Origin of the sequence: Marinomonas ostreistagni (assembly GCF_016888445.1) — a bacterium.
In the GTDB taxonomy this organism is placed as follows: domain Bacteria; phylum Pseudomonadota; class Gammaproteobacteria; order Pseudomonadales; family Marinomonadaceae; genus Marinomonas; species Marinomonas ostreistagni.
Map to the genome: position 1 here is coordinate 66,443 of NZ_JAFEKF010000005.1, position 12,521 is coordinate 78,963.

The 12,521-nt window shown below is 48.8% G+C and carries 11 protein-coding genes; 7 read left to right on the plus strand and 4 right to left on the minus strand.

Annotation, left to right across the window (positions count from 1 at the left end):
* Positions 1-35: 35 nt before the first annotated feature.
* The gene (locus JQX58_RS13235) at positions 36-1,007 is read right to left on the minus strand and encodes a helix-turn-helix domain-containing protein (protein WP_204147344.1); all 972 of its coding nucleotides are present in this window, start codon (positions 1,005-1,007) and stop codon (positions 36-38) included.
* Between the two features lie 220 nt (positions 1,008-1,227).
* On the opposite strand from JQX58_RS13235, the gene JQX58_RS13240 reads away from it, so the two are divergent.
* From JQX58_RS13240 to eat, 3 genes are all read left to right on the plus strand, one after another.
* Entirely contained in the window at positions 1,228-2,643 is a 1,416-nt protein-coding gene (locus JQX58_RS13240; protein ID WP_204147345.1) for an ethanolamine ammonia-lyase subunit EutB, read from the plus strand.
* A 1-nt stretch (position 2,644) separates the two neighbouring features.
* Complete coding sequence (eutC, locus tag JQX58_RS13245; protein WP_204147346.1) at positions 2,645-3,493, plus strand: ethanolamine ammonia-lyase subunit EutC; 849 nt, start codon at positions 2,645-2,647, stop codon at positions 3,491-3,493.
* A 67-nt stretch (positions 3,494-3,560) separates the two neighbouring features.
* Positions 3,561-4,967, plus strand: a complete 1,407-nt coding sequence (eat, locus tag JQX58_RS13250; RefSeq protein WP_204147347.1) for an ethanolamine permease — start codon at positions 3,561-3,563, stop codon at positions 4,965-4,967.
* Between the two features lie 37 nt (positions 4,968-5,004).
* On the opposite strand, the gene JQX58_RS13255 is transcribed toward eat, so the two are convergent.
* Together JQX58_RS13255 and JQX58_RS13260 are read right to left on the minus strand one after the other, a co-directional pair.
* The gene (locus tag JQX58_RS13255; protein ID WP_204147348.1) at positions 5,005-6,042 is read right to left on the minus strand and encodes a sterol desaturase family protein; all 1,038 of its coding nucleotides are present in this window, start codon (positions 6,040-6,042) and stop codon (positions 5,005-5,007) included.
* A 32-nt stretch (positions 6,043-6,074) separates the two neighbouring features.
* Positions 6,075-7,445: a DUF4856 domain-containing protein gene (locus tag JQX58_RS13260; protein WP_204147349.1), complete on the minus strand. Its 1,371-nt coding sequence runs from the start codon at positions 7,443-7,445 to the stop codon at positions 6,075-6,077.
* A 249-nt stretch (positions 7,446-7,694) separates the two neighbouring features.
* Here JQX58_RS13260 and JQX58_RS13265 point away from each other — a divergent pair, with 249 nt between their 5' ends.
* The 4 genes from JQX58_RS13265 to JQX58_RS13280 all read left to right on the plus strand — a co-directional run bounded on the left by JQX58_RS13265 (position 7,695) and on the right by JQX58_RS13280 (position 12,197).
* On the plus strand, positions 7,695-8,684 hold the full coding sequence (locus JQX58_RS13265; protein ID WP_204147350.1) for a tripartite tricarboxylate transporter substrate binding protein: 990 nt from the start codon (positions 7,695-7,697) through the stop codon (positions 8,682-8,684).
* A gap of 68 nt (positions 8,685-8,752) precedes the next feature.
* Positions 8,753-9,262 carry a tripartite tricarboxylate transporter TctB family protein gene (locus tag JQX58_RS13270; protein ID WP_204147351.1) on the plus strand — a complete coding sequence of 170 codons (510 nt, stop codon included), beginning with the start codon at positions 8,753-8,755 and terminating at the stop codon, positions 9,260-9,262.
* Positions 9,262-10,764, plus strand: a complete 1,503-nt coding sequence (locus JQX58_RS13275; RefSeq protein ID WP_204147352.1) for a tripartite tricarboxylate transporter permease — start codon at positions 9,262-9,264, stop codon at positions 10,762-10,764. The genes JQX58_RS13270 and JQX58_RS13275 overlap by 1 nt, the downstream gene beginning before the upstream one ends.
* A gap of 428 nt (positions 10,765-11,192) precedes the next feature.
* On the plus strand, positions 11,193-12,197 hold the full coding sequence (locus tag JQX58_RS13280; protein WP_204147353.1) for an OmpA family protein: 1,005 nt from the start codon (positions 11,193-11,195) through the stop codon (positions 12,195-12,197).
* A 68-nt stretch (positions 12,198-12,265) separates the two neighbouring features.
* Here the strand turns inward: JQX58_RS13280 and JQX58_RS13285 are convergent, their stop codons facing one another.
* Positions 12,266-12,451 (minus strand): hypothetical protein, encoded by a 186-nt coding sequence (locus JQX58_RS13285; RefSeq protein ID WP_204147354.1) that lies wholly within the window; start codon positions 12,449-12,451, stop codon positions 12,266-12,268.
* Positions 12,452-12,521: the final 70 nt, after the last annotated feature.

The following is a 12,521-nucleotide window of genomic DNA, read 5'->3' on the forward strand; positions in this document are numbered from 1 at the left end:
TTCTAAATATCTGACTTACGCAATACAACCAAGCGTTACGGCGAATACGCATGCACCCTCGCATGTGACGGCAGCTCACCAAATAACATGCGGTAATCTTTGGCAAATTGACTCATATGCCAAAAGCCCCATTCCGCGGCAATATCCGCCACGTTCACGCCCTCTTCGGCGACAATCAACTCACGGCGTACACCATTCAAGCGCGACATTCGCAGATATTGAATCGGACTAATAGAGAGGATGCTTTCAAACGCGTATTGCAGGGTACGACGACTGACATTCGCCACTTCACAGAGATCCGTTACCGTTAACGGCGTATCAGGGTGATCGTGAATAAACGCCCGCGCGGTATCCACCACCTGCTTGCGGTGATGGTAACTTTGCGTTTGTGCTGGGGCAGGCTCTTCGGCTTTGAGCACTTCTAAAAGCGCCATCATCAACAAATCATGGGCTAGGCGCTCTGGCATCGCACTGATCGCCTGACCATTAAGTAGACGCGTGAGTACATAACGTACATCCGTCAACGTTTTCTTTGGCAACGCTAAACGACCATGTTCAGTCAGCTCTGACCAATTCAAATCCACACCGTGGATCTTCGCCATACGCATCAAAGCAGGCAGTTTCACTACCATACCAAACAGTTCATAGTTCTGTGGTGTGGTCAGCTCAAATTCACAACCGCCGGGGCGGCACATAATATGCTGCTCACGCACAGTCAGTCCGTTGATACGACTTTCCTCTTGGCCGTTCAGTGGAATGCCCAGCCAGACAGAATCCGGCCACACCACACACTTTTGCTGCAGCGCTTGGCTGGTCACTTCCTTGAATACTTGCAGATCGCTAAATGGCAGCTCGACAATCGCACCGCGAAAACCACCGCGACTGGTTTGATCGTACTCCTGTTGCCAATTGGTGAGGTTACTGGCGTGTAAATCCGCATCAAAGGCCTCTTTAAAGGATACTTTGATGCTCTTTTTTGGTGCATTTAGTGCTTCTATCCCTGTCATCTTTGTTCTCCGACTATCAAATTTGCGCAAAACGCAAACCTGAAATCTTTATAGTTATTTGATTTATAAGGATTTTTAAATATTGCCAAAATTCGATAACGCCTTTTCATACACATTTAACAAAATGTCATAACTTGCTGAGTGTTCTAGCCAGCAATCTTCATGCCCATAAGGCAGCGTTATCAAACAGGCTTTTAACAGTAGACGGAAAAGTTTCACTATGACAAATGCACAGACTCAATTTCGCTTTCGACATACGGTGGGTGAGCGAACATTTGGCTTTAAAAGCTTGGCCGAGTTGATGGCCAAAGCCACTCCCGCACGATCCGGTGATCGCCTTGCAGGCGTTGCTGCTGAAACAGCGGAAGAGCGTGCCATTGCACAGATGACGCTGGCCGATGTGCCACTGAAATTATTCTTAGAAGAAGTCGTCGTACCGTATGAAGACGATGAAATTACTCGGCTTATCATCGATGAACACGACAAGCTAGCCTTTGCACCAATTTCTCATCTAACGGTGGGTGGTTTTCGTGATTGGCTACTAAGCGATATGGCGACACCTGCCATGTTGGAAAAAGTCCGCGACGGTATCACGCCAGAAATGGCCGCGGCGGTGAGCAAGATTATGCGTAACCAAGACCTGATTTTGGTCGCTAAAAAATGCCATGTGAAAACCGCGTTTCGTAACACCATCGGCCTACCAGGGCACCTTTCAACGCGCTTACAGCCGAACCATCCAACCGATGATCTAACAGGCATCGCGGCCAGTATCTTAGACGGTTTGATGTACGCCAACGGCGATGCAGTCATCGGGATTAACCCGGCTACCGATAACGTGGCACAGGCATGTCGCTTGATGAAAATGATGGATGAGGTGATCCAGCATTATGAAATCCCAACGCAATCCTGTGTATTAACGCACGTTACCAACACTATCGAATGCATCGAACAAGGCGCGCCAGTTGACCTTGTTTTCCAGTCCATTGGCGGAACGCAAGCCACCAATGACAGTTTTGGTTTTAACCTCGCTACCTTGGCCGAAGCTCGCGAGGCAGCGCTTTCCCTAAAACGCGGCACCGTGGGCGATAACGTCATGTACTTTGAAACCGGTCAAGGTAGCGCTCTATCTGCTAACGCTCATCACAATGTCGACCAACAAACCTGTGAAGCGCGTGCCTACGCCGTGGCACGCAAATTCAAACCACTGTTGGTGAATACCGTGGTGGGCTTTATCGGTCCTGAATATTTGTTCGATGGCAAAGAGATCACTCGCGCGGGGCTTGAAGATCACTTCTGTGCCAAGTTACTCGGTCTGCCAATGGGTTGTGACGTTTGTTACACCAACCACGCGCAAGCCGATCAAAACGATATGGACAACTTGATGACGCTGCTCGCAGTAGCAGGTTGTACCTTCATCATGGGCATCCCAGGTTCTGATGACATCATGCTCAACTATCAAACCACCTCATTCCACGATGCTATGTATGTACGCCAAGCGCTGGGCTTAACCCCTGCACCCGAGTTTGATCAATGGTTGAAGCACACAAACATCTTCAATGACGATCAGTTCACTTTGAATCACCAGGTTCCGTCAGCGTTTGAAAAGTCGCTAAAACGTATGCTGGGAGGCCAATAACATGAAACGTGTGTTCCCAACTCACCCAACCAACGATCCAGTAATTGAAAACCCATGGCAGCGTTTGCGCGAATTTACCGATGCCCGTATTGGCCTTGGCCGCGCGGGCGTCAGTGTGCCGACAAAGCATTTACTAGCCTTTCAATTAGCACACGCGCAAGCCATTGATGCCGTGCATACACCGCTCAATATCGACGGTTTGATTGAAAACCTTACAGCCCAAAGCTGGTGTCCGAAAGGCCAGCCCTTGCGATTACATAGCCGTGCAGAACATCGTGACATGTATCTGCAACGCCCAGACTACGGGCGCCTATTAAATAAAGCCTCCGAGCAAACCTTAGAAGACCACGCCTACCTCAACGATGATCCATACGATCTCGCCTTTGTCATTGTCGATGGTCTATCGGCGCTCGCGATTGAAGAAAATACGCTGCCGTTTCTCGGTGAATTAATTCCACAGCTGACCAGTGGCCCTGAGCCATGGTCGATTGCACCACTGTGTTTTGTCGAACAGGGCCGTGTCGCCATTGGCGATCCTATCGGTGAGTTATTGAATGCCAAATGTGTGGTGGTTCTCGTTGGTGAACGCCCAGGGTTAAGCTCCCCAGACAGCATGGGCTTGTACCTGACTTGGGCGCCTAAGTCGGGGAAAACCGATGCCTACCGAAACTGTATTTCCAACATCCGTACAGCAGGATTGAACTACCCCGAAGCCAGCCGCAAAACTCGCTACCTACTCAATGAAGCGCGAACAAAACAGCTGTCAGGGGTGCAACTGAAAGACCGTACTGACGAATCAGCGCTTGAGCATGAAAACGATAACAACAACTTCCTTATCTCAAAAAGCTAGACCTTAAACATTAGAACTCTCAAAAACCATTTAAAAACATAACCGTACAGACACATGAGGAACACACATGGCTGAACAAATGGATCAAGAATACCTGGCAAAACGCCAGCTCAAACGCGGCACCGCAGGCTGGCTTTTGCTAGCAGGGTTAGGTGTTTCCTACGTTATCTCTGGTGACTTCGCCGGCTGGAACTTCGGTATAGCCGAAGCGGGCTGGGGTGGCTTTGCTGTGGCTGCCGTATTGATGGGCATTATGTATTTAACGCTGGTTTTATCTTTGGCAGAAATGTCGGCATCGATCCCTGCTGCCGGTGGCGGTTACAGCTTTGCGCGCCAAGCAATGGGCCCAGTGGGCGGCTACATGACCGGCCTTGCCGTGCTGATCGAATATGCGCTTGCCCCTGCAGCGATTGTGATTTTTATTGGCTCCGCGGTCGAAGAACTATTGGGCTTTAATGGCCCTGTGGTTTATGCCTTATTCTATTTAGTGTTTATTGGCATTCACTTAGCAGGTGTAGGTGAAGCGTTAAAAGTCATGATGGTAATCTCTGGTCTTGCGGTACTTGCGATTCTCGGCACAGGTGTTGCGCTGATTGGTGATTTTGATGCCTCACGTCTGTTTGACATTGCACCAACGTCAGCAGCAGGTGCTTCTGAGTTTATGCCATTTGGTTGGTACGGTGTCTGGGCGGCGTTGCCGTTTGCGATGTGGTTATTCCTTGCGGTAGAAGGTGTGCCGTTGGCTGCAGAAGAAGCAAAGAACCCAGCGAAAGACGTACCTAAAGGCATCATTGGCGCCATGATCTTCCTACTGTTCACAGCGACTCTAGTGGTCTTTTTGCTAGCCGGTGTGACAGGCGCTGAAGCGATTGGTGGCAGTGCCGTGCCGTTGGTGGATGCACTGAATGTAGCAGGCAAGCCAACTCTTGCGACACTGGTGAACGTGCTTGCTCTAGCAGGCTTGGTTGCGTCTTTCTTCTCGATTATTTACGGCTACAGCCGCTTGGTATTTGCGCTGTCTCGTGCAGGCTACTTGCCAAAGAGTCTATCGCTTACCAACGAGCGCAAAGTGCCAGCCCGTGCCTTGATCGTACCGGGTGTGTTTGGTTTCTTGGCTTCTCTGACAGGTGAAGGTGATTTGATGTTGGGCATGGCGGTTGTTGGTGCGACTGTATCTTACGCACTGATGGCATTGAGCCACATTTTACTTCGCGTCAAACAACCTGACCTTGAGCGCCCTTATAAAACACCAGGTGGCGTGATCACTTCGGGGATTGCCCTAGTGCTGTCGATCGTTGCGCTGACAGGTGTTTACGCTTACGACCCACGTGCCTTTATGTACACCTTGGCGTTGTTCGTGATCGGTGCCGCTTACTTCTTCTTGTACAGCAAAAACCGTCTGGTCGCGAAAACACCAGAAGAAGAGTTCAACATGCTGGCACAGGCTGAAGCAGATCTATCCACACAGTCTTAAGTATTGTTAGCGTTTTTTGTCCGACCTTAACTTTGTCTCACGTTGAGACATTCTCCCACTTAGGGACGCCCTTCGCAGTTTTACTGGGTTGGGCGTTTTTTTGGCCAGTAGGTATGAGTTTTTTAAGTATGCACAAAACCCTCGCAAAGCAGTCTTTAAACGGTTGTAGCCACTGACCGAGTAGGCCCATCTCATCAATGTTTTGCCCTGTGCCATAACGGATGACTTGGTCATCGTGGCCTTTATGCCAACTGCCAAATAAACGATCCCAAATGGCTAAGGTCACACCAAAATTACGATCGTAATGCTCGCGCGCCACAGAGTGATGCACTTGATGCTGCGCAGGTGAAATCAGCCACTTTTCAATGCGTGGGCCGTAGCTCAGCGCCACGCCAGAGTGTCTTAGATTGGCGCCTAATACGTTAAAGATAAATGTGGTCACCAATACGCCAAATACTTGCCACAGGCTGACCTGATTGGGAAACGCGACCAGAAAGACGCTTACGACGAGACTTTGGGCAGCCATTGAGCGCAAGAAAAACAGTAGCCCTTCGACTGGATGCGTACGAAATACAGTAAAAGGCGTCAGTACTTTGGCACTGTGATGCACCTGATGAAACGACCATAAGGTCGGGCTTTTATGCATTGCCCAGTGCACCAAGAAGCGTGAAAAGTCATCGACCAAGAAATAACATAGGGTGAACAGCCCAATCACGATTGAGGTAGGCCAATGGAGCCCAAGACTGGTAAAGCCTTGCTCTTGCCAATAAAAATAGAGCCAGCTAATCCATACTGCTTGGGTTAAGGTTTTCGGGATAAGGACGGCCAATAATAGACGATTGGCTAGCCAGAGCTGGTAATCAGTGCGTGCAGATGGATGCCACCAAACCTGCCAAGATAGATAGGGTTTTAGACGCTTTACGCCCTTTGAGCCATAACGCCAAAACATCATCAGCGCTGCAAACAGGAGCGCTGATAATAAATAAAACACTGAGACGCGTTTCGTCGCGTCCAGTAGAGACGAACCAGCAGATACCAGTTCGCCTCCTAACCATAAGACAAAATTCTCAAGCATCGCTGCTTATCCAAATTTGTCGGTGCCACATATCAATCGTTTTCAGCACTTTGGCCAGCGGCATTGATTTGCTTAAGCACATCGCTCATACCGCCAGTCATGTCTTTTTGCTTGGCCTTCAGGTCAAAGCTCTGCGCCAATAGGTTTTGTACCTTGATCATGTTTAGCTTGTACTCTTGCATAGAGCCAGCATTTGCTTGCACGAAACCACCTTGGCCGTCTTGAGCAACCACTTGCGCGCCACCGAATAGCACTGGGCTAAAGCCAATTAAACGATCTAGCCCTGCTTGCGCATTACCCAAATCACGACCCGCTGCCTCTAACGCCATGGCAAAGCCTTTTAGCTCGCCCCAGTGCTTAACATAGTCACGGAAAGCTTTTGACACATCACCGTGAGCTTCTTCGATCACAGCAATTTTCTCAAGGTCAGCGTAGACGCTACCCGCGTATTTGAAGGCAGCTTCGGCAATCACCTGCTGCCAAGCTGTAGCGATGGTCGCTGCGTAGCCTTTCAGCTCAGTACGCTGCGCATCGCTTAGACGCTCGCCATCGGCGTCAGCAATCAGCTGGCGGCCATCAACGAAGGCTTGCATGATGGTGTGAAAGTAATCCGTGCCGGCACTCGCATCGACGCTGGCAGCGTAGTAGGCATGAGCAAACGCCATTTCGGATTTCAGATCCACGACACCGTCACCGTTAGCATCGGCTTTGGCAAAGTAGTCTGGGTTCTGTTTAGTGATCTGTACCACTTCTTCAGGTGTCAGCTCAAGACCGTGCGCTGGTGCACCGAAGTAACCAAACGCTTCATCCCACACATGCTCTTTGCCTGTGTAAGGTACACCATCTTTGTAAGCTTCATTGTTCGGGTGCTGATCTGCTTCGAGCTTTTCTTCTAGATAGTGGTTCACCGCTTTGTTGTAAAACACCGCGCCCATTGCAAACTTAGACACCAACTGTACGTAGTCGTAGCCGTTGACAGGATCGTAACCATTTTTAGTGTTACCCGCTTGTTCCACTAGCTGTTGCAGTAGCTCTTGCCCAGTTGGGTTACCTGGCCAACCGGTGATGATGCCATCGTAAGCGCTTGATAATAGGTCTTTGCCTTTTGATAGCTCATCAATCGAAGATTGCTTAATCGCAAAGCCGTCTTTGCTCGCAGGATCAATAATCGCAAGACCGCTGGCTTGGCTAGAAAGGTATTGTTCCATCTTCGCTTGATCACCTTGACCCACGACTTTCTTCAGTGAGTTGTGCAGCGCATGACGAGCGATCTGGCCAGAGTAAGCCACGGATGACTCAGCGTCGCCGTCATAACCTTTTAGCGTCACATCAAATTCATAGGTTGGTGCTGCCATGGCGCTGGTTGAGCAGGCAATCAGAGCGGCTAGAACGGTTTTTTTCATTATCGGTTCCTTATATTTTAAGCGTAAAAGTAGTTGACATAATCAACAAGTTTAGAATCTTCTAATATAAAGAAAGTTAACAAGGGTGATAATTATTATCAATATATACCAAAGAAATTGTTGTCATATGGTTAGAACATGAGCCAAGCACTGGATATATAAAAAAACGAACTTATAATTGTGTCTCTTTTTTATACTTAGACCGTCGTACACGGTGGCCTTTTTAACATAGCGGTTTGGAGCGCGATCATGAAAAAAATAATCTTAAGTGCTTTTGCAGGGTTAGCTCTCTCTTCAGCAGCCATGGCAGATTACCCAACGAAAGACATCCAAGGCATCATTCAATGGGGCGCTGGCGGCTCAACGGACACTGTAATGCGTTCAGTATCCCCTCACGCAGAGGAAGTATTGGGCACTGATATCATCCTCACCAACCGTACCGGTGGTGTCGGCGCGATCGCTACTAAGTATGTCAACGCTAAACAAGCCGACGGCTATACCTTGTTGATGGGCGCTGAAAACCCACAAATGTACAAAGTCTTAGGTCTTGCGGACATTGATTACAGCGACATGATCCCTGTGAACGTTTTAGCGCGCGGTATCCCGTTGCTCGTGGCACAAAACGATGCGCCGTTTGACACCATGCAAGAAATGATCGACTACATCAAAGCCAACCCAGGTGCGGTAAAAGTCGGCTCGACTGGTAAAGGTGGCTTGGCGTCGATCGTCATGGCAATGATCCAGTCAGAAGTTGATCTTGATGTGACAACGGTCCCTTACAATGGTGATGGCCCTGCTCTGACCGCCCTACAAGGTGGCGCTATTGATGTGATGCCTGCGGTATTAGGCGCAGCCGTCCAGCATGTTAAAGCCGGTCGTATGAAAGCCATCGCTTTGGTCGACAAAGAAAGCAACCCTGTAGTACCTGACACCGCGCCAATCGTAGATGCATTGCCAGGTCTTTCTACTTACCTACCGTACGGCCCATTCTTCGGTGTCTTCGTGAAACAGGGCACACCTGATGACGTGGTCGCTAAGCTAAGTGAAGCGTTCTCTGTGGGTGCGGAGTCAGAAGACTTCCAAAATCTGATGCAAAGTCGTGGTTACGGTGTGATGAACCTAAGCGGCGATGCGGCGGTAGACTTCCTAGAAAACTACCGTTCTGTATCTTCTTGGTTGGTCCATGACGCAGGCTTTGCTAAGCATTCGCCAGAAGAATTCGATATTCCTCGCCCTTAATTTAATTCGTGTTATTGCAATCCATACGTCAGGCAAACGCCTGACGTATTTCTCTTATCGGAGCCCCTATGTCTAGCCTCCCCCATCGCTACCCAGGCGAAAGGCTGTTTAGTTTCTGTTTAATCGTCTTCAGTATTTTTATTTTTTGGCGTGCCTATCTCATCTCTGGCTTCAGTGAATTGAGTTCACCAGGCGCCGTGCCCATGGGTGCCAGCGCCGTCATGGTGTTAGCCGCTTGTATTGCTTTTGCACAAAGCCTGAAAACGCCAGCGGTAGAAGGCGCACGCTTCTTTTATCACTGCTTCCCCGTGGTAGTGGGCGTGATGATGGCCTTTATTGTGCTGTATGCGGTGTTACTGGAACAGCTGGGCTTTTTGGTCACTTCCGCGCTCTTTCTATTTATCACCCTAAAAGCGCTATACGGCCGCTCCAGCCTTTGGACATTAGGCTTAACCCTAGGCGCGTTGCTGGTGATTTACGTAATTTTCCGCTTAATTTTTCAGATTATTTTGCCTGAGGGCATCATTCCTGAGCGTGAGATTTTGGCCAACCTAAGTCGCTTATTTGGGGGCGCCTAATGGATTCGTTGAGTTATTTTGCCCTATCTTGGATGTCGCCTGAGCTGCTTGCTCTGACCGCATTGGGGACTTTTTTAGGCATTTACGTTGGCGCTATTCCTGGTCTTTCAGTGACCATGGCGGTGTCGATTTTGATTTCGTTCACCTTTTCGTGGGACGTTAATCACGCGCTTTGTTTAATGGTCGGCATTTTTATGGGCGGCGTCTACGGCGGTTCACGAACTGCTATCTTGCTTAACATTCCTGGCGCGCCATCGGCCATTGCCACCGCATTAGATGGTTATCCGCTAGCAAAGCAGGGACTTGCCGGAGAAGCCATTGGCTTGTCTACCGTAATGTCAGTGATTGGTGGTTTTGTCGGTATTTTAGTACTGGCATTGGCCGCACCAACGATTAGTGAATTTGCCATTACCTTCCAGCCACGTGACTATTTAATGCTAGCGATTTTAGGCATTACCTTGGTGGGTTCGCTATCCACTGGCAGCCTAGCCAAAGGTATGTTTGCAGGCGCCTTAGGGGTGCTGGTCGGTACCGTCGGCTTAGACCCGCTGACAGCGGAAGAACGCTTCACTTTTGGCGTAATCGAGCTCTGGGATGGCATCAATGTGATCGCCGCTATGATTGGTTTATTCGGCGTTTCCGAGGCGCTACATCAGCTGCATCACCTTGATAAAACCATCATCAAGCAAAAAATCAATCGCATCATTCCGCCGTGGGCCGATGTGCGTAGGTACTTACCGTTAAGCATTCAATCGTCCTTTATCGGCGTCATCATTGGTGCTCTACCCGGTACAGGTGGCGATATCGCGGCCTTGATGGCTTACGACCAAGCTAAGCGTTCGACTAAGAATCCTAAAGTCCCCTTTGGCAAAGGCGCTAAAGAAGGTCTGATCGCGCCAGAGGCTGCTAACAACGCGGCGGTGGGCGGTGCCTACATTCCGATGCTAACGCTAGGGATTCCTGGGGATGCCGTGACAGCGGTATTTATCGGTGCGCTGTTTATTCACGGCTTGAACCCAGGGCCTTTGCTACTGGTAGAACAACCACATATGTTTTGGTTCACGGTCGGTAACCTAACCCTAGCCAACATCTTTGTGTTGATCTTTGGCCTGACTGGCATTCGTATTTTCTCTAAGATTGTAGAATGCCCCAAGGCGGTGATGATTCCATTAATCTTACTGCTGTCGATTGTCGGTGCTTATGCCATCAACAACTCCGTGGTAGATGTTTGGTGGATGCTGGCCTTTGGTGTCTTGGGTTACTTCATGCGCTTATACAATTACCCAGTAGGTCCTGTGATTTTAGGGCTTATTCTAAGTAAGCTGATGGATGAAAACTGGCGTCGTGCCATTCTGTCTGAGCGTGGTGATATGGGCAGTTTCTTTGCCAACTTATTCACCAGCCCACTGTCTTGCGTGTTGTTAGCGGCCATCCTATTTGCCTTCTTTTCACAGACTCCGATCTGGCAACGTTGGCTTAAGCCTAAGTTGTTGTCTCGCTAATATCTTTCTAATGCTACCGAATCCAACCCTCGTGGGTTCGGTAGCGCATAATGTTATAGCCTACCGCATATTATTTTATGTAAATAAGCGTTGCCTTATGTAACCTGTATCCTATATTTAAGAAGATGACAGGTGCTCGGCTGCGCTCCATAACATGCACTTTTTGTCCTAAAGCTTGGAATAAAGCCGTCCACAAAATTTTATGTGCAAAAGTAATGTAATTGATTGGTGTTTTTGCAGGGTCTTTTCACTCCCTTGCGACCTACCAATGTGTAAAGACGGGGCTATATGTAAGTTTTTTGTCAAAACTCAGCAAAACCACTACGCAATCCAACTTTTATGCACCTTTAGACTGGATAGATTCTTTCGAAAACTTGGTTAGAATGAAGTCATCAGTTGAAGTGACATTCCCATTAAGGAGAGAGACAATGTCGAATATGTTCAAAAAAACAGCCGTACTAAGCAGCATCCTAGCAGCCACTGCGACAGCATCAATTGCTCATGCAGATCAGCCACAGCCAGGATTTACTCTAACACCTAGTATTGGTTACTCAGCACCAGCGGGTGAGCGTGATTTGGAAGATGATCGTGCTCTAGGTCTAAGCTTCGGTTACCAGTTCGACAACCCATTCGCAGTAGAGTTCACTTACCTGAACCTAGACAGTGAACTTGAAAGCACAGGCTCTGATGTAGACGTTGATCAGTACCGCATCGACGGTCTGTACCACTTCGTCAATAACACAGCGATGACTCCTTATGTAGCGGCTGGTCTAGGTACAACAGAATACAGCAACGGCATTGAAGGTGACGGCAACACTCAGCTAAACGCTGGTGGTGGTGTTAAATTCGCGATGAACGACAACCTAGCACTACGTGCTGACTACCGCTTGATCGATGATCTTGAAGGTTCACGTCTAGACCAAGTAGCTACTCTTGGCCTACAAGTAACATTCGGTGGCCCAGAAAAAGCAGAGCCAGCGCCAGTGGTTGAAGAAGAGCCAGTGGTTGAGCCAGAGCCAGTAGTTGAGCCAGAACCAGCTCCAGAGCCAGTACCTGTGAAAACTGTTCTTCCTTACCAAATCCACTTCGGTTTTGATTCGGCAACAATTTCTCAACAGTACTACTCTGAGATCCAAGAGATTGCTAATTACCTAAATGAGAACCCAACTCAGGTTGCTCAAATCCAAGGTTACGCAGACGGTATTGGTGAGCCATCTTACAACAAAGAGCTTTCTGAAGAGCGTGCTGAAGCCGTTGCAGCGCTTCTAACAAAAGAGTTCGGCATCGACGCTAGCCGCATCGATACTATCGGTTACGGTGAGCAGTACCCAGTAGAGCCAAACACTTCTCCAGAAAACCGTGCTGAAAACCGTCGTGCTACAACTGTTGCCTTCACTTCTCGTGAAGCGATGGAAAACGACACAATGAACTAATACGTATACCTTATACGTAGCAAAAAAAACCAGAGCTTAGGCTCTGGTTTTTTTATGTCTATTAACTACTAACAATTGCCTTTCTTAGCTTGGCCTGGCGGACAAAAATCGCCGCCACCGTCATGATGCTTACCATCGCGGTGCCCATCACGACTTGCTTCAACATCCACACCAGCAACTTCACCCGCAACACGATGCACTGAACAGCCCGTTAACGTTAGCGCCATCAGCGCTACTGCCATCATTGTTTTCATACCCACTCCTCCAGTAAATCAGTAAAGACTAATCAATACTAAGCATAGCTGTCTTGCCCTTTTACAGCCT